Source organism: Cognatilysobacter tabacisoli, from assembly GCF_003586305.1.
GTDB classification, from domain to species: Bacteria; Pseudomonadota; Gammaproteobacteria; order Xanthomonadales; family Xanthomonadaceae; genus Cognatilysobacter_A; species Cognatilysobacter_A tabacisoli.
Map to the genome: position 1 here is coordinate 739,154 of NZ_QXJI01000001.1, position 16,085 is coordinate 755,238.

Annotated in this window: 15 protein-coding genes; 11 read left to right on the forward strand and 4 right to left on the reverse strand. The window is 71.4% G+C overall.

All coding sequences use genetic code 11. The annotated features are described in order from the left end of the window. Positions 1-32 precede the first annotated feature (32 nt). The gene (locus D3A60_RS07955; protein ID WP_119718162.1) at positions 33-2,237 is read left to right on the forward strand and encodes a CHASE domain-containing protein; all 2,205 of its coding nucleotides are present in this window, start codon (positions 33-35) and stop codon (positions 2,235-2,237) included. A 37-nt stretch (positions 2,238-2,274) separates the two neighbouring features. Here D3A60_RS07955 and smpB read toward each other — a convergent pair whose 3' ends face one another. Next, on the reverse strand, positions 2,275-2,787 hold the full coding sequence (gene smpB / locus D3A60_RS07960; RefSeq protein ID WP_119718163.1) for an SsrA-binding protein SmpB: 513 nt from the start codon (positions 2,785-2,787) through the stop codon (positions 2,275-2,277). A gap of 49 nt (positions 2,788-2,836) precedes the next feature. On the opposite strand from smpB, the gene D3A60_RS07965 reads away from it, so the two are divergent. Next, a complete protein-coding gene (locus D3A60_RS07965; protein WP_119718164.1) occupies positions 2,837-3,292 on the forward strand; it encodes a type II toxin-antitoxin system RatA family toxin in 456 nt (151 codons plus the stop codon). Next, positions 3,289-3,570 (forward strand): RnfH family protein, encoded by a 282-nt coding sequence (locus tag D3A60_RS07970; protein WP_119718165.1) that lies wholly within the window; start codon positions 3,289-3,291, stop codon positions 3,568-3,570. The genes D3A60_RS07965 and D3A60_RS07970 overlap by 4 nt, the downstream gene beginning before the upstream one ends. Positions 3,571-3,668: 98 nt before the next feature. Here D3A60_RS07970 and D3A60_RS07975 read toward each other — a convergent pair whose 3' ends face one another. Continuing rightward, a complete protein-coding gene (locus D3A60_RS07975) occupies positions 3,669-4,085 on the reverse strand; it encodes an outer membrane protein assembly factor BamE (RefSeq protein ID WP_119718166.1) in 417 nt (138 codons plus the stop codon). Between the two features lie 162 nt (positions 4,086-4,247). Here D3A60_RS07975 and fur point away from each other — a divergent pair, with 162 nt between their 5' ends. Beyond that, a complete protein-coding gene (gene fur / locus D3A60_RS07980) occupies positions 4,248-4,649 on the forward strand; it encodes a ferric iron uptake transcriptional regulator (protein WP_119718167.1) in 402 nt (133 codons plus the stop codon). 19 nt (positions 4,650-4,668) lie between these two features. Further along, the gene (locus tag D3A60_RS07985; protein WP_119718168.1) at positions 4,669-5,178 is read left to right on the forward strand and encodes a DUF2199 domain-containing protein; all 510 of its coding nucleotides are present in this window, start codon (positions 4,669-4,671) and stop codon (positions 5,176-5,178) included. Positions 5,179-5,208: 30 nt separating this feature from the next. Here D3A60_RS07985 and recN read toward each other — a convergent pair whose 3' ends face one another. Then, positions 5,209-6,876: a DNA repair protein RecN gene (recN, locus tag D3A60_RS07990; protein WP_119718169.1), complete on the reverse strand. Its 1,668-nt coding sequence runs from the start codon at positions 6,874-6,876 to the stop codon at positions 5,209-5,211. Positions 6,877-6,992: 116 nt separating this feature from the next. Between recN and hrcA the strand changes: the two genes are divergently transcribed. The 4 genes from hrcA to dnaJ all read left to right on the forward strand — a co-directional run bounded on the left by hrcA (position 6,993) and on the right by dnaJ (position 11,941). After that, complete coding sequence (hrcA, locus tag D3A60_RS07995) at positions 6,993-8,036, forward strand: heat-inducible transcriptional repressor HrcA (RefSeq protein WP_119718170.1); 1,044 nt, start codon at positions 6,993-6,995, stop codon at positions 8,034-8,036. A 114-nt stretch (positions 8,037-8,150) separates the two neighbouring features. Next, positions 8,151-8,669, forward strand: coding sequence for a nucleotide exchange factor GrpE (gene grpE, locus D3A60_RS08000; RefSeq protein WP_119718171.1), 519 nt, complete (start codon positions 8,151-8,153; stop codon positions 8,667-8,669). 101 nt (positions 8,670-8,770) lie between these two features. Then, positions 8,771-10,690 carry a molecular chaperone DnaK gene (gene dnaK, locus D3A60_RS08005; protein ID WP_119718172.1) on the forward strand — a complete coding sequence of 640 codons (1,920 nt, stop codon included), beginning with the start codon at positions 8,771-8,773 and terminating at the stop codon, positions 10,688-10,690. 120 nt (positions 10,691-10,810) lie between these two features. Then, positions 10,811-11,941, forward strand: coding sequence for a molecular chaperone DnaJ (gene dnaJ, locus D3A60_RS08010; protein ID WP_119718173.1), 1,131 nt, complete (start codon positions 10,811-10,813; stop codon positions 11,939-11,941). 72 nt (positions 11,942-12,013) lie between these two features. Here the strand turns inward: dnaJ and D3A60_RS08015 are convergent, their stop codons facing one another. Continuing rightward, on the reverse strand, positions 12,014-12,610 hold the full coding sequence (locus D3A60_RS08015) for a hypothetical protein (protein ID WP_119718174.1): 597 nt from the start codon (positions 12,608-12,610) through the stop codon (positions 12,014-12,016). A 467-nt stretch (positions 12,611-13,077) separates the two neighbouring features. On the opposite strand from D3A60_RS08015, the gene D3A60_RS08020 reads away from it, so the two are divergent. After that, a complete protein-coding gene (locus tag D3A60_RS08020; protein WP_157981431.1) occupies positions 13,078-15,249 on the forward strand; it encodes a DUF1631 family protein in 2,172 nt (723 codons plus the stop codon). Positions 15,250-15,307: 58 nt separating this feature from the next. After that, positions 15,308-16,030 carry a 4-hydroxy-tetrahydrodipicolinate reductase gene (dapB, locus tag D3A60_RS08025; protein WP_119718176.1) on the forward strand — a complete coding sequence of 241 codons (723 nt, stop codon included), beginning with the start codon at positions 15,308-15,310 and terminating at the stop codon, positions 16,028-16,030. The last annotated feature ends 55 nt before the right edge of the window (positions 16,031-16,085 follow it).

Here is a 16,085-nt window from a genome sequence, read left to right on the forward strand (position 1 = left end):
TGCGAGATCGCCGCGGCTTGTATGCTGCGGCGATGGAGCCCACGGACGACACGCTCGATTCGACGGACGACGCTCACGTCGGGATGCCCCGCCGTGGCTACGTGCTCGCGGTCGGCGTCCTGCTGGTGTCGCTCGCGCTGGTGTTCGCCGCGTGGCTGCAGGCGCGCGGCCAGCAGCGACTGGCAGCGGAGGCCGAGTTCGTCGGACGCACCGGCGAGGTCATGGAGCAGCTCCGGCAGCGGCTGGTGAAGTACGAGCTGGTCGCGCGCGGCGGTGCCTCGCTGTTCGCGTCGGTGGCCCGGCCGACGCCGCGCCAGTGGCGGGACTACGTCGACGGCATGGCGATCGGCGATCGCTTCCCGGCGCTGGTCGGACTCGGGTTCGCCGGGTACATCCCCGGGCCGCGGCTCGTCGACCTCCAGCTCGAGTGGCGGAAAGCCGGCTACGGCGAGCTCGACGTGCGCCCGCACGGCATTCGTCCCGTCTACGGTCCGGTCCTCTACCTCGAACCGCGGACGATCGAGAACGTCGCCGCGCTCGGCTATGACATGTACGCCGAGCCAGTGCGCCGCGCCGCGATGGCCGCCGCGATCGAAACCGGTACAGCGCAGCTGACCGGACCCGTCGAGCTGGTGCAGGACATCGGGCGCGATCGCGTCGGCCTGCTGATGTACCTGCCGGTGTACGCCGGGGGCGGGGTGCCGCGAGCAGCCGCGGCGCGCCGCGCGCAGGCGCAGGGGTGGGTGTACCTGCCGTTCCATCCCGACACGTTCGTGGAGACCTCGCTGGGCGGACTGCACGGGGACATGCGCTTCCGCATCATCGACGTCTCCGACGGCGGCACGGCGACGCTGATAGAGCACGGCCCACCGCCGGTAGCCGGCGAGCCGCCGGCCTTCCACCACAGCGCACCGCTCGACGCCTATGGGCGCGCGTGGCGCGTCGAGTTCGAATCTCCGCCACTGGCAAGCGCGGCGCCGCAGATCGGCGAGCTGCGAAACCTGTTGCTGCTGGGAATCTTCGTTTCGCTGCTGCTGTTCGCACTGGCGTGGACGCTCGCGCAGACGGAATTCCGGGCCAATCGCATCGCCCGGCGCATGACCGAGGACTACCGGCGCAGCGAGCGCCGCTTCCGCAGCGCGATGCACTACTCGGCCATCGGCAAGGCGCTGCTCGACAGCGATGGCCGCATCGTCGAGGCCAACCCGGCGCTGGGGCGCATCGTCGGGCGCGCGCCGGAGTCGATGGTCGGCCTGCGTTTCGATCGGCTGTTCGAGGACGACACCGGCGAGCGGCCGCCTGCCGAACGCGAGCGCGTCGATGCCGAGGGCGCGCGTCGCGTGACCCGGAGGCTGCGCCACCAGCACGGTGCACCGCGGCAGGCCCAGCTGACGTTCGCGCCGGTGCCCGGCAACGTCGGCCAGGACATCGCCGAGCTGGTCCAAGTCGAGGACGTGACCGAGCGGCTGCGCGCGGAGGCGCGCGTGCACGCGCTCAACCGCACGCTCGAGGCGCGCGTCGCCCTGCGCACGCGCGAGCTCAGCCACGCCAACCAGGAGCTGGAAACGTTCGCCTACAGCGTGTCGCACGACCTGCGCGCGCCGCTGCGCGCGATCGACGGGTTCAGCCGCATCCTCGCCGAGCGCTACGACGCGCTGCTCGACGACGCCGGCCGCGATTACCTCGCGCGTGTCCGTGGCGCGGCGGGGCGCATGGCCGAGCTGATCGAGGCGATGCTGAAGATGTCGCGCGTCGGCCGTTCGGCGATCAATCCCGAACCGGTCGATCTCGGACGCATCGCGCAGGAGCTCATCGACGAGCTGCGGATGGGCGAGCCGGACCGCGAGGTGGAGGCGCGCATCGCCACCGGACTGCACGTGCATGGCGATCCGACGCTGCTGCGCAACCTGCTCGGCAACCTCATCGAGAACGCGTGGAAGTTCACCCGCGACCGGCGGCCGGCGGTGATCGAAGTGGGGCAGCGCACGGAACGGGGCGGGGTCACCGAGTATTTCGTCCGCGACAACGGCGCCGGGTTTCCCCAGGCGTACGTCGAGAAGCTGTTCCGCCCGTTCCAGCGCCTGCACGCACAGGGCGAGTTCGCCGGCCACGGGATCGGGCTGGCATCGGTGCGGCGGATCGTCGAGCGCCACGGCGGCACGATCCGCGCCGAGGGCCAGGAAGGCGAGGGCGCGACGTTCTGGTTCACCCTGCCGGGGCCCGACATCGGGCCCTGACGCCAGCGTCGGCCCGCCGGCGGGGATCGCGTCCTAATCAGGCGTTCTTGTTGTGCCGGCGCATCACGCGCTGCTTCTCGATGGCCCAGTCGCGGTCCTTGCTGGTCGCGCGCTTGTCGTGGGTCTGCTTGCCCTTGGCCAGCGCGATCTCCGCCTTGACCTTGTTGGCCTTCCAGTACAGCGCGGTCGGCACGATCGTGTAGCCGTCGCGCTGGACGCGGCCGATCAGGTTGTCGATCTCGTGCCGGTGCAGCAGCAGCTTGCGGGTGCGGCGCTCCTCGGCGACCACGTGCGACGAGGCCGAGATCAGCGGCGTGATCTGCGCGCCGAACAGGAACAGCTCGCCGTTGCGGATCACGGCGTAGGCTTCGGTGATGTTGGCGCGCCCGGCGCGGATCGACTTCAGCTCCCAGCCCTGCAGCGACAGCCCGGCTTCGTACTTCTCCTCGAAGTGGTAGTCGTGGCGCGCGCGCTTGTTCAGCGCGATGGTGCCGCCGCCCCCCGCCTTTCCTTTATCCTTGCCGCCTTTACCGCTGGAAGTCTTTGCCATCGCGCCATTGTCCCCGATCGACGGGGCGAGGGCGAGCCGGCCAACCCCCATGCCCACGATCCGTCGCTCCGCGCTCGTCGAGCACTCCGCCGCGCGCATGTTCGCGCTGGTCAACGACGTGGCCGCCTACCCGCGGCGCTTCGACTGGTGCGATGCCGCCGAGGTGCTCGAATCGAGCGAGTCGCGGATGGTGGCCCGCCTCGAGCTCGGGCTGGGGTCGTTGCGCACCTGGTTCACGACCGAGAACACGCTGGTGCCGCCGCACCACATCGACCTGAAGCTCGTCGACGGGCCGTTCCGCAGCCTGACCGGGCGCTGGCAGTTCCACGCGCTCGACGAGTCCGCATGCAAGGTGACGCTGACGCTCGACGTCGAACCGAAGGTCCGGCTGCTGGCGCCGGCCATGGCGCTGGGTTTCCAGGGATTGGCCGATCGCATGGTCGACGACTTCGTCCGGGTCGCCGACCGGGATCCGGACGACGTCGTGGACCGGCCGCTGGCGTGAAGGTGACGCTGATCCGCGCCTGGCCGCGGCGCTTCGAGCAGGTCGAACTCGATCTGCCCGAGGGCGCGCGCCTCGGCGACGCGCTGGCGCAGGCGGGCTGGGACGACGACCCCGCCGTCGACGGCCATGCGGTGTTCGGCGTGCGCGCGACCCGCGACACCGAACTGCGCGACGGCGACCGGATCGAATGCCTGCGGCCGCTCGTGGTCGACCCCAAGGAAGCACGGCGCCGGCGCGCGCAGGCGCGCCCGCTGAAGGCGCCACCGACCCCGCGCTGAGTCGCTGCGCCACGCGCGGCCGCTGTCGCGCCCTAAACGAAAAGCGCGGCCGAAGCCGCGCTGGATGGATCGTCTGGATGGATCGCCGGACGGGGCGTTCAGCGCGCCGGCGGGCGGCGCTTCTTGTCCTTGTCCTTGGCCAGGTTCGGACCGAACTGGCGGACCGACGTGCGGGCCAGTTCCTCGTCCTGCTCGGCGAAGTAATCGCCTTCCCAGCGGGCGAGCGTGTCGCCTTCGAAGAACAGCGTGAAGTTCTTCGTTTCGGTGCGGCCGAGGCGGCCGGTACGCTGCGTCGCGGTGTAGTCCCAGCGCTCCGGGTGGTACGGGTCCTGCACCGACGGTGTGCCGAGCAGCAGCAGCACCTGCTGCTTGTCCATGCCGGCCTGCAGCTGGTCGACGTTGGCCTTCTCCAGCAGGTTGCCCTGGTAGATCGGCTGCTTGTAGACGATGCCGCAACCGGTGGTCACCGAGGCGGCAATGAGGAGCGGCAGGAGCTTCGGCAGGAGCGTGCGCATCGGGGTCCGCAACGGAAGGACAGGGGGCCGATGATACACTGGCGCAGCTTCGCCGCACCCGCGCGCCGCGCGCGTTCATGCGGCGTTGAGCCCCTGGAAGGCGCGCTGCGCCGACCCCGCGCGATGCGTCCGACCGGCGCCGCGCACCGCCAAGGAGCCCCGATGGAATCGCAAGACTTGCGCAATGCCGGCCTCAAGGTGACGCACCCGCGCGTGCGCATCCTCGAGCTGCTGGAGCAGGCCAAGCCGCGGCACATGACGGCCGAGGACATCTACCGCCACCTGCTCGAGCAGGGCGAGGACATCGGGCTGGCGACGGTATACCGCGTGCTCACCCAGTTCGAGGCCGCCGGGCTGGTGCTCAAGCACAACTTCGAGGCCGGGCAGTCGGTGTACGAGCTCGATCGCGGCCACCACCACGACCACATGGTCGACATCGACACCGGCAAGATCATCGAGTTCGAGAGCCCCGAGATCGAGGACCTGCAGCGCAGGATCGCGGCCAAGCACGGCTACGACATCGAAGAGCATTCGCTGGTGCTGTACGTGCGCAAGAAGCGCTGAACGCCGGAGCCGACCGACCATGGGCGAGACGACGATCCGCTGTTCCTGCTGTGGCGAGATGGTGTCGCGCGCCACGTCCGAGTTCGCATTCACGTTCCCGGACGCCTACGCCGCGCTGAAGCCCGCGCAGCGTGCGTCGCCCGACACGTTCTGCGAGCGCCACTTCTGCGCGATCGGGTCGACGCGGCTGTTCGTGCGCGGGCTGCTGCCGATGAAGGTCGTCGACGGCGGCGAAACGTACTGCATCGGCGCGTGGGCCGAGCTGGCCGAGCACGACTGGCGGATGGCCCGGCAGATGTGGGACGGCACCGGCAACGACCGGGTGCCGGCGTTCCCCGGCGTGCTGGCCAACGAGCTGCCGCGGCTGTTCGAGGACAGCACGCGCGGGCTCGAGGTGCTCGTGCAGCTGCACGACGCGACCCGCCCGACCTTCCGGCTGGTCGACACGGGCCATCCACTTGAGGACGAGCAGCGAGCCGGCATCACCGCGCACCGCGCCCTGCAGTTCACCGCGCTCGCCGATCGCTGAGCACGCCGCCGGCGCGCGTGCCGAAATCGGCTAGCTGACGTCCGCGAGCAGGCGCCTGGCCGCCGCGCGCACCTCGCGGCTGAGTTCGACGCCGCCGAGCATCCGCGCGATCTCTTCTTCGCGCTGCTTGCGGTCGAGCGCCTGCACCGAGCTCAGCGTGACGCCCTCGCTCGCGGACTTGCTGACGCGGTAGTGCGCATGGCCCTGCGCGGCGACCTGCGGCAGGTGGGTCACGCACAGGACCTGCCGGCTCTCGCCGAGGGCGCGCAGCTTCTGCCCGACGATGTCGGCGACCGCGCCGCCGATGCCAGTGTCGACCTCGTCGAACACCATCGTCGCAACCGCATCGAGGCCCAGTGCGGCAACTTCGATCGCCAGCGAGATGCGCGACAGTTCGCCGCCGGAGGCGACCTTGCGCAGCGGCTTGGCCGGTTGCCCGGGGTTGGCGGCGACGAGGAACTCCACGCGCTCCCCGCCGGCCGGGTCCGGCCGGTCGGTGTCGAGCGGCTCGATCGCGATCTCGAAGCGACCACCGCCCATGCCTAGCTCGTCGATGAGCGCAGTGGTGGCGTCGGACAGCGCGCGTGCGGCCTCGCGGCGGCGCGCGCCGAGTACATCGGCGGCGCTGCGCCACGCGGAACGCGCGCGCTCCAGCTCGACGTCGAGCGACGCCAGCCGCACGCCCGCGCCGCGCAGCTCGTCGAGCTCGGCGGCGATCGCGTCGCGGCGCTCGGCCAGCTGCTCCGGCGCGACCCGGTGCTTGCGGGCGAGTTCGTGCAGGCGGCCCATCCGCCGTTCGAGGCCGTCGAACGCCTCGGGGTCGACATCGAGGTCGCCGCGCACGCGGTCGAGCAGCACCAGCGCCTCGTCGACCTGGATCGCGGCGGCATCGAGCATGGCGTCGACCTCGAGCAGGCGCGGCTCGTGCTCGGCCACGCGCTGCAGTTCGGCGCGCACCTGCTGCAGCGCGCGCGACAGCGACGGCGCGTCGTCGCCGCCGAGGCGGGCAAACGCGCCCTCGCACGCGGCGATCAGGCCGGCGGCGTGGGCCAGCCGGCGCTGATCGGCGTTGAGCTTGGCAATGGACTCCGGCTCGAGCGTCTCGCGGTCGAGCTCGGCGTGCTGGTGGCCGAGCCAGTCGATGCGCTCGGACACGTCGCCCTGGGCCGACAGGCGCTCGCGCTCGCGCTGCAGCGCCTGCCAGTCGTCGGCGGCGCGGCGGACCGCGGCCAGTTCGACTTCGTTGCGCCCGAACGCGTCGAGGAGCGCGAGCTGGCTCGGCCGCGCCATCAGCGCCTGGTGCTCGTGTTGGCCGTGGATCTCAACGAGGGTCGAGGCGAGCTCCGACAGCTGGCCCAGCGTGACCGGACGCCCGTTGATCCACGCCTTCGAGCCGCCGTCGGCGCGGACGATCCGTCGCAGCTGGCAGTCGCCGTCGTCGTCGAGTTCGTTCTCGGCCAGCCAGGCGCGCGCCGCCGGCACGTCGTCGAGGCGGAACTGCGCGGCGACCTCGGCGCGATCGGCGCCGTGACGGACCACGCCGCTGTCCGCGCGCAGGCCCGACAGCAGCCCGAGCGCGTCGACCAGCAGCGACTTGCCGGCGCCGGTTTCGCCGGAGATGACCGTCAGGCCGGGTCCGAAGGCCAGTTCGGCCTCGCTGACGACGGCGAAGTGCTTGAGGGAGAGATGGACGAGCATTGGGGCGCGATTGTGCCTTGCCGGGGTTGCGGCTTGGTAGCGGCGCGGCGTCTCAGCGGGCGCGACCGGCGCGCGGCGCTTGCGCAGGGCGGGTCGCGGCGCTTAACTCGCCGGCGATGAGCCGCAAACCCGCCGACCCCAGCCTCGACCCGCGCGCGCGCCAGCTGCTGCGCACGCTGATCGGCCGCTACATCCAGAGCGGCGAGCCGGTCGGCTCGCAGACGCTGGCCCGCCACGCCGGGCTGGACGTCAGTGCGGCGACGATCCGCAACATCCTGTCCGACCTCGAGGACGTCGGCCTGCTCAGCGCGCCGCACGCGTCGGCCGGGCGCATCCCGACGGCGCAGGGCTACCGGCTGTTCGTCGATTCGCTGCTGCAGGTGCGCCCGCTGCCGGAAGGCGACCTGGCCCGGCTGCGTGGCGAGCTGCCGACCGGCTCGGGCACCCAGGCGCTGCTCGGCAGCGCGTCCGAGCTGCTGTCGGCGATGACCCACTTCGTCGGCGTGGTCAGCGTGCCGCAGCGCGGGCAGTTCGCGTTCCGCCGGATCGACTTCGTGCCCCTCGATGGCCAGCGGGTGCTGGCGATTCTGGTGTTCGCCGACAACGACGTGCAGAACCGGATGATCCACACCCGCCGCGCGTTCGAGGCCGGCGAGCTCGAGCGGGTCGCCAACTACCTCAACACCCATTTCGCCGGGCGCCCGGTCGCGGAGATCCGCAGCACGCTGCTGAACGACCTGCGCAGCGCGCAGAGCGAGATGGAGACGCTGCTGAGCCATTCGATCGAGCTGGCCGAGCAGGTGCTCGAGCCGGGCGAGGAGGACATGGTGCTGGCCGGGCAGACCCGGCTGATGGGCGTGCAGGAGCTGGCCGACCTCGACCGCCTGCGCGAGCTGTTCGAGGCGTTCGCCCGCAAGCGCGAGATCCTGCAGCTGCTCGAACGGACGGTGCAGGCCCCGGGCGTGCGCATTTTCATCGGCGAGGAAACCGGCCTCGCGCCGCTCGAAGGCGTCTCGCTGGTGACGGCCCCGTACACCGCCGGCGGGCGGGTGCTCGGCGTGCTCGGGGTCATCGGCCCGACCCGGATGGCCTACGACCGGGTGATCCCGGTCGTGCAGGCGGCGGCCGACGCCCTCGGCGCGGCCATCCAGGCGGAATAGGGCAGGCCGGATCGGGCGCCGGCGGACGCACGCCCGCCTTGAAAGCGTTCCACGCGGCCCCATTGCGGTTGGGTTGCGCCCCGATGGCCGGGGCGGGCCAGGACCCCAGGACGCATGACCACCGAACCGATGCAGCAGGCCGCCGACGCGGCCGTCGACGCCGGCGCTGCCGCCAACCCTCTGAACGCCGAACTCGAGGCCGCCCGCGCCGAAGTCGCGCAGCTGCGCGAGGACTCGCTGCGCGAGCGGGCCGAACTGGACAACCAGCGCAAGCGGCTGGCGCGCGACGTCGAGATGGCGCGCAAGTTCGCCAACGAGCGCCTGCTCGGCGACCTGCTGCCGGTGATCGACAGCCTCGAAGCCGGCCTCGGCCTGGCCGGCAACGACGCCGGCGCGGTGCGCGACGGCATGGAGCTGACGCTGCGCCAGCTGCTGAAGGTCGCCGCCGACCACGGGCTGACGCCGATCCAGCCGGTGGGCGAGGCCTTCAACCCCGAACAGCACCAGGCGATGAGCATGGTCGACAGCGCCGAGCACGCGCCCGGCCACGTCGTGCAGGTGTACCAGAAGGGCTGGCTGCTGAACGACCGGCTGCTGCGTCCGGCGCTCGTCGTCGTCGCCAGGCACGACTGAACCCGGCGGCCCGGGGCCCTTGAACCCAAGGGCTTGGGCCCCAGATAGCGCACATCGGCGGCAAGACCGCCCCAGCATTCGAAATCTTGAGGGAGCAGACAATGGGCAAGATCATCGGTATCGACCTCGGCACGACCAACTCGTGCGTGGCGATCATGGAAGGCGGCAACGTCAAGGTCATCGAGAACGCCGAGGGCGACCGCACCACGCCGTCGATCGTCGCGTACACGAAGGACGGCGAGATCCTCGTCGGCGCCTCGGCCAAGCGCCAGGCGGTGACCAATCCGAAGAACACCTTCTTCGCAGTGAAGCGCCTGATCGGCCGCAAGTTCACCGACGCCGAAGTGCAGAAGGACCTCGACCTGGTCCCGTACGGCATCGTCGCGCACGAGAACGGCGACGCGTGGGTCTCGACCGCCGACGGCAAGAAGATGGCGCCGCAGCAGATCTCGGCTGAAGTGCTGGCCAAGATGAAGAAGACCGCCGAGGCCTACCTGGGCGAGACCGTCACCGAGGCGGTCATCACCGTGCCGGCGTACTTCAACGACAGCCAGCGCCAAGCGACCAAGGACGCCGGCAAGATCGCCGGCCTCGACGTCAAGCGCATCATCAACGAGCCGACCGCGGCCGCGCTGGCCTACGGCCTCGACAAGAAGGGCGGCGACCGCAAGGTGGCCGTGTACGACCTCGGCGGCGGCACGTTCGACGTGTCGATCATCGAGATCGCCTCGGTCGACGGCGAGATGCAGGTCGAGGTGCTGTCGACCAACGGCGACACCTTCCTCGGTGGCGAGGACTTCGACAAGCGCGTCATCGACTACCTCGTCGAGGAGTTCCAGCGCGAGCAGGGCATCGACCTGCGCAAGGACCCGCTGGCGCTGCAGCGCCTGAAGGACGCGGCCGAGCGCGCCAAGATCGAGCTGTCGAGCGCCCAGCAGACCGACGTCAACCTGCCGTACGTCACCGCCGACGCGTCGGGCCCGAAGCACCTGAACATCAAGCTGACCCGGGCCAAGCTCGAGGCGCTGGTCGACGACCTGGTCAAGAAGACGATCGAGCCGTGCCGCATCGCGCTCAACGACGCCGGCCTGCGCAACTCCGAGGTCACCGAGGTGATCCTCGTCGGCGGCCAGACCCGCATGCCGAAGGTGCAGCAGGCCGTGGCCGAGTTCTTCGGCAAGGAGCCGCGCAAGGACGTCAACCCGGACGAAGCCGTCGCCGTCGGCGCGGCGATCCAGGGCGGCGTGCTGGCCGGCGACGTCAAGGACGTGCTGCTGCTCGACGTGACCCCGCTGTCGCTCGGCATCGAGACCCTCGGTGGCGTGTTCACCAAGATCATCGAGAAGAACACCACGGTGCCGACCAAGGCGTCGCAGACCTTCTCGACCGCCGAGGACAACCAGTCGGCCGTCACCGTGCACGTGCTGCAGGGTGAGCGCGAGCAGGCCCGCTACAACAAGTCGCTGGCGCGCTTCGACCTGTCGGGCATCGAGCCGGCGCCGCGCGGCATGCCGCAGGTCGAGGTGTCGTTCGACATCGACGCCAACGGCATCGTCCACGTGACCGCCAAGGACAAGAAGACCGGCAAGGAGCAGAAGGTCGAGATCAAGGCCGGCTCGGGCCTGAGCGAGGAAGAGATCGCCAAGATGGTCGCCGATGCCGAGGCCAACCGCGAGGAGGACAAGAAGTTCCACGACCTCGTGCAGGCCCGCAACCTCGCCGACGGCCTGATCCACACCGCGCGCGGTGCGATCAAGGAGCACGGCGACAAGGTGCCGGGCGACGTGATCGGCCGCACCGAGGGCGCGATCGCCGAGCTCGAGACGGCGATGAAGGGCGACGACAAGGGCCAGATCGAGGCCAAGTCGAAGGCGCTCGAGGAAGCGGCGCAGTCGCTGTTCGCCGCCGCGTCGGCCGGCCAGGCATCGGGCGGCGACGACTCCGGCCCGAGCGCGGGCGCGAAGGCCGACGACGTGGTCGACGCGGAGTTCACCGAGGTCAAGGACGACCAGAAGCCGTGATAAGCCCTTAGGGATCGGGGCCTGGAAGGAGCGGGGCGGTCGACCGCTCCTTCCGCCGTTTGGACCCGACCCGCCGTCGTTCCCCGCACCTGACGATCCACGAATCACGAACCCGGCCCGATGAGCAAACGCGACTACTACGAAGTGCTGGGCGTGGCCCGCAATGCCAGCGACGAGGAGCTGAAGAAGGCCTATCGGCGCTGCGCGATGAAGTTCCACCCGGACCGAAACCCGGGCGACGCCTCGGCCGAAGCCTCGTTCAAGGAGTGCAAGGAGGCGTACGAGGTCCTGTCCGACGCGAACAAGCGCCGCGTGTACGACCAGCACGGCCACGCCGCGTTCGAGCACGGCATGGGCGGCGGCGGTGGCGGCGGTGCCGGCTATGCCGACATGGGTGACATCTTCGGCGACATCTTCGGCAACATCTTCGGCGGCGGCGCCCAGCGCGGGCCGCGGCGCGGTGCCGACGTCGGCTACGTGATGGAGCTGTCGCTCGAAGAGGCCGTGGCCGGCATCGAGAAGCAGATCGAGATCCCGACGCTCGACGAGTGCGACGTCTGCGACGGCAGCGGCTCTGCCGACGGCAAGCTCGAGACCTGCAACACCTGTCAGGGGCGCGGCCAGGTCCGCTTCCAGCGCGGCATCTTCTCGATGCAGCAGGGCTGCCCGCACTGCGGCGGGCGCGGCAAGATCATCGCCAACCCGTGCGTGGACTGCCACGGCCAGGGCCGCGTCGAGCGGACCAAGACGCTGCAGGTCAAGATCCCCGCGGGCGTCGACAACGGCGACCGCATCCGCCTCGCGGGTGAAGGCGAGGCCGGCCCGGCCGGGTCGCCACCGGGCGATCTGTACGTCGACGTGCGCGTGCGCGAGCACGAGATCTTCCAGCGCGACGGCGACGACCTGCACTGCGAGGTGCCGGTGCGCATCTCGCAGGCCGCGCTCGGCGATGCCATCCGCGTGCCGACGCTGGGCGGCGACGTCGAGCTGCGGATTCCCGCCGAAACGCAGAGCGGCAAGCTGTTCCGCCTGCGCGACAAGGGCGTCAAGTCGGTGCGCAGCCGCGCGCCGGGCGATCTGTACTGCCGCGTCGTCGTCGAAACCCCGGTCAACCTGACGCCCGAGCAGCGGGACCTGCTCGAGCGGTTCGAGGCGACCTTCATCGGCGACGGCGCCCGGCGCCACTCGCCGCGTTCGTCGACATTCCTCGACGGCGTCAAGGGCTTCTGGGACCGGATGACCTCGCCCTGATCCCGCGCGTCCTGCGATTGAATGCGAAAGAGCCGCGGCATCGACCGCGGCTCTTTCGTTTGCGCAACGCGGTTACGGCGAGGGTTCGTAGAAGTACGTGCTGACGCGTGCGGTGCCGATCGGCAGGCCGGCGGCGAACGCGGTGACGCCGAACACGTCGTTGAGCGCGGCGGCCGCTTCGGCCGACAGCGTCACCGCGACGTCTTCGACCTGCAGCGTTCCGTAGCGCCGCAGCTGCCGGGCCTGCGGCGCGCTGGCCAGGGCCAGGTCGAACAGCGCGATGCGGGCCACGACGCTGTCATTGGCCTTGACCAGGCCGGTCAGCACCGGCGCGTCGCCGGTCGTGTCGATCACGAAGCTGCTGATGTTGACGGTCAACGCGCCGGCCTTCAGGTCGAGCCCGCCGTTGTGGACGATTTCGCCGCGCGCCGACGCCAGGTCGATCTCGCCGGTCGGGATCGGGAACACGGCCTGGCCACGCGCGATGCGCGCCGGGAACGTCGGCGCCACGGCAACGCCGAGGGTGTCGAGGGCGCCGGTGAACTCGCTCGACAGGGTGACGCGGGTGTCGCCGCCGAGCGTGCTGACGGTGGGAGCGGCGGCGGCGGGCAGGGCAGCACAGAGCGCGACGGCGAGCAGCGCGGGGACGGCGAGGCGGGGCAGCTTCATGGCGGCATTCCTTTGGATGGGAGGGGATGTCCGCGCCGCGAGTGGTGATCGGGCCGTCCCAGCGGACGCGCCAGTGAATTCCGGCGGACATCCGGTCGCGGTGAAGGCGCGGTAAAGAACTCGTTCAGGCGGTTGGTGCGGCGAGTCGCATGGAGCTGGCAGCGCACGAGACCGGCTGCCGTAGCCGAGCCGTCAGCGCGTGCCGACCAGGATCGCGGCGCAAACGGAACGGACGCGAGTAGCCGCTGCTCATGGCCCTCGGCGCCGCGCCACGCCGCCGAGCGCGGCCTACGTCGGCTGCGTTCTGGGCGGTCGATCGCACTCTCGAGAAACGCGCGTCGCGGCTGCGCTGCCGGTCGTCGGCCGGCACCGTCCGGTCGGCGCCGCGCGACGTCGACTGTGACGCCGCCCCGGTTCCTGCAGGCCGCGCGCATGGATTACTGCGCGCACGCCACGTGGTCGACCCCATGAACGCATCGGACGCGCACTTCCATCCCATGGACCACGACCCGGCCCTGCTGCTGGCCACGATGCAGCGCCAATCCGTCGAGCCGTTGGTCGCCGCCCTCGACCGCGTGCTGCAGCGCGCCGACGATTTCCTGTTCGACCGCAGCGCCAGCAGCAGCGACGGCATCGAGCTGACGTCGCTGCGCGACCTGCGGCGCGCCCGCGCCGGCATCGCGCGCGATTTCGAGGCCGGGGTGTTGGCCGCCTACCGGCGCCTGTCGCTGTCGGGCGAGGCCGCCGGTGGCGCGCGCGTGGAGCTGTCGCTGGTCGACGAGGAAGCCCTCGAGCAGCAGCTGGCCGACGAGCAGATGGTCGACCGCCTCGGCCGCGCCCATGCGCCCGCCCTCGATTCGCTGCAGCACCGGCTGGGCGCGCTGCTCGGGCGCGCCGCGGTGCCGCCGCGGGACAACCCGGTCGGGCCCCTGGCGCTGGCCAGCGCCCTGCGCGATGCGCTGCGCCCGGCGGCGCTGTCGACGTCGGTGCACATCGTCCTGTTCAAATTCCTCGAGCGCGAGCTCGCCGTCGCGCTGCACCCGCTGTACCAGCGCTTGAACGAACTGCTGGCGGAGGCCGGCGTGCTGCCGGCGTTCACGTCGACCCAGCAGGGCGAGGCACCGCCGTTCGTCGAGGCCGTGCCGACGACGGGCGTCGCGCCGGCGGGGTGGGACCAGGTGCCCGACGCCCCGCGCGAGCAGGCCCTGTTCGCCAGCCTGCTCGGCATGCTGCAGGACTGGCGTCGCGGCAGCGGCGCGGCCGGCGGGCGCGGCGCTGGCCACGGCACCGGCCAGAGCCTGCAGGCCAGCGAGGTGCTGACGGTGCTGACGCGGATGCAGGGCGCGCCGCCGGCCTCGCTCGACCATGTGCTGGAGGAAGGACGCAGTTCCCTCGCCGAGCAGCTGCGCCGCGAGGTGCTGCTGGCCGCCCGCCGCTTCGGCGTCGGCGGCGAGCAGGTGCACCTGTCGGCCGGCGACGAGGACGCGGTCGACCTGGTCGGCATGCTGTTCGACGTGCTGCTCGACGAGCGCGATTTCGAACCCCAGGTCCGCCGAAAGATCGGCCGGCTGCTGGTGCCGTACGTCAAGGTGGCGGTCAAGGACCGCCGGCTGTTCCTGTCGAAGGTCCATCCGGCGCGCAAGCTCCTGAACGTCGTGGCCGAGGCCTGCGAGGGCAACCACGGCGAGGCGCCGCAGGAGCGCGAGCTGCTCGAGCGCGTCGACGGCACGATCGAGCGCCTGGTCGCCGAGTACAACGAGGACGTGGCGATCTTCGAGACCCTCGAGCAGGACCTGCGCGCGTTCATGGCCCAGCACCGCAAGCGCGTGGAGCTGAGCGAACGCCGGGCGGCCGATGCGCAGCGCGGACGCGAACGCCTCGACCAGGCACGCACCGAGGCCGGCGCGGACCTGGCACGGCGCCGCGGCGACCGCGAACTGCCGCAGGCGATCGACGACTTCCTGTCGTCGTATGCCCACCACCACCTGACACAGGTGATCCTGCGCGACACCCGCGATTCGGTCCGCTACGGCGAGGCGCTGCACGCGGTCATGGGCCTGCTGTCCGCGTTCGACCATGCCGACCTCGGCGAGGCGCCGGACCGGCTGCCGGCGCTCGATCGCGCGGCGCTGGTCGACATCCTCGCCAGCTCCGGCTGCGTCGGCGGCAGCGCCGAGCAGGCGGTGTCGATCCTGCACGACACGCTGGTGCAGCTGGCGCTCGGCAACCGGGTCGCCGTCGACGCGGCCCGCCTGCCGGAGCAGCCGGCGGCGCCCGTGGCTGCCGCGCCGGAGCCCGAACTTCCGTTCTCGGTCGCGGCCGACTTCGACTACGACCCGGCGCTGGCCGAGCGGATCCGCACCTTGCCGATCGGCACCTGGGTGCAGCTGACGTCCGACAGCGGCCGCACCGAGCCGGCCAAGGCCTCGTGGGTCAGCCCGATCTCCGGCCGCATCCTGTTCGTCAACCGGCGCGGGATCCGCGTGCTGGTCGCGTCGGCCGAGGAGCTCGCGGCGATGTGCGCCCAGGGGCGGATGAAGCTGCGCGAAGCCGACACCGCGTTCGACGATGCGATGCACCAGATGCTCGGCCGCCTGAAGGCGGCGGCGCCGGCCCAGGCGATCGCGACCGTCGACTGACCTGCGTCGCGGCGTCACGGCGCTTGTCGCCCTGCAGCGCGGTCGCTAGCCTGCCGCGATGACCCAGGCATCGAACGTTCCCCGCGTCGTGATTCACGGCGCCCGCGGCCGCATGGGCCAGGCGCTGCTGCTCCTGGCGCCCGAGCGCAGCGACCTGCAGCTGGTGGCGGCGGTGTCGCGCAGCTCGCCCGCGCAGCGCGTCGTCGACGGGGTGCCGCACTTCGCCAGCAGTGAGCTCGACGGGCTGCCGGCGTTCGACGTCGCGATCGACTTCAGCCTGCCCGACGGCTTCAACGCGATCCTGGCGCTGTGCCAGTCGCGCGGCGCGGCGCTGGTGTCCGGCACGACCGGGCTCGATCCGGCGCAGCGCGACGCGATGGCCGCCGCGGCCGGCCGCATCCCGCTGCTGTGGGCATCGAATTTCAGCCTAGGCGTGGCCGTGCTCAGCGAGCTGGTCGAGCGCGCGGCCGCCGCGCTGCCGGGCTGGGACTGCGACATCGTCGAGTCGCACCACGTGCACAAGCAGGATGCGCCGTCGGGCACGGCCCTGACGCTCGGCGCGTGCGCGGAGCAGGGCGGGGCGAACCCGCGCTACGCCTCGCTGCGCGCCGGCGACATCGTCGGCGAGCACCTGGTCCAGTTCACGTCGCTCGGCGAACGCATCGAACTGACGCACCGGGCGACCAACCGCGACATTTTCGCGCGCGGTGCGCTGCACGCCGCCGTGCGGCTGGTCGGCCGTCCGCCTGGCCAGTACCGGGTGCGCGACCTGCTCACCTGAACGCGCCGCGTGGCGCTACCCGCCATGCTGCAACCGTATTCAACGCGCCGGCGCG

Coding starts and splice junctions, on each gene's coding strand:
- D3A60_RS07955 (WP_119718162.1), top strand. CDS start 33: ATGGAGCCCACGGACGACACGCTCGATTCGACGGACGACGCTCACGTC.
- smpB (WP_119718163.1), bottom strand. CDS start 2,787: ATGGCAAAGACTTCCAGCGGTAAAGGCGGCAAGGATAAAGGAAAGGCG.
- D3A60_RS07965 (WP_119718164.1), top strand. CDS start 2,837: ATGCCCACGATCCGTCGCTCCGCGCTCGTCGAGCACTCCGCCGCGCGC.
- D3A60_RS07975 (WP_119718166.1), bottom strand. CDS start 4,085: ATGCGCACGCTCCTGCCGAAGCTCCTGCCGCTCCTCATTGCCGCCTCG.
- fur (WP_119718167.1), top strand. CDS start 4,248: ATGGAATCGCAAGACTTGCGCAATGCCGGCCTCAAGGTGACGCACCCG.
- D3A60_RS07985 (WP_119718168.1), top strand. CDS start 4,669: ATGGGCGAGACGACGATCCGCTGTTCCTGCTGTGGCGAGATGGTGTCG.
- recN (WP_119718169.1), bottom strand. CDS start 6,876: ATGCTCGTCCATCTCTCCCTCAAGCACTTCGCCGTCGTCAGCGAGGCC.
- hrcA (WP_119718170.1), top strand. CDS start 6,993: ATGAGCCGCAAACCCGCCGACCCCAGCCTCGACCCGCGCGCGCGCCAG.
- grpE (WP_119718171.1), top strand. CDS start 8,151: ATGACCACCGAACCGATGCAGCAGGCCGCCGACGCGGCCGTCGACGCC.
- dnaK (WP_119718172.1), top strand. CDS start 8,771: ATGGGCAAGATCATCGGTATCGACCTCGGCACGACCAACTCGTGCGTG.
- dnaJ (WP_119718173.1), top strand. CDS start 10,811: ATGAGCAAACGCGACTACTACGAAGTGCTGGGCGTGGCCCGCAATGCC.
- D3A60_RS08015 (WP_119718174.1), bottom strand. CDS start 12,610: ATGAAGCTGCCCCGCCTCGCCGTCCCCGCGCTGCTCGCCGTCGCGCTC.
- D3A60_RS08020 (WP_157981431.1), top strand. CDS start 13,078: ATGAACGCATCGGACGCGCACTTCCATCCCATGGACCACGACCCGGCC.
- dapB (WP_119718176.1), top strand. CDS start 15,308: ATGACCCAGGCATCGAACGTTCCCCGCGTCGTGATTCACGGCGCCCGC.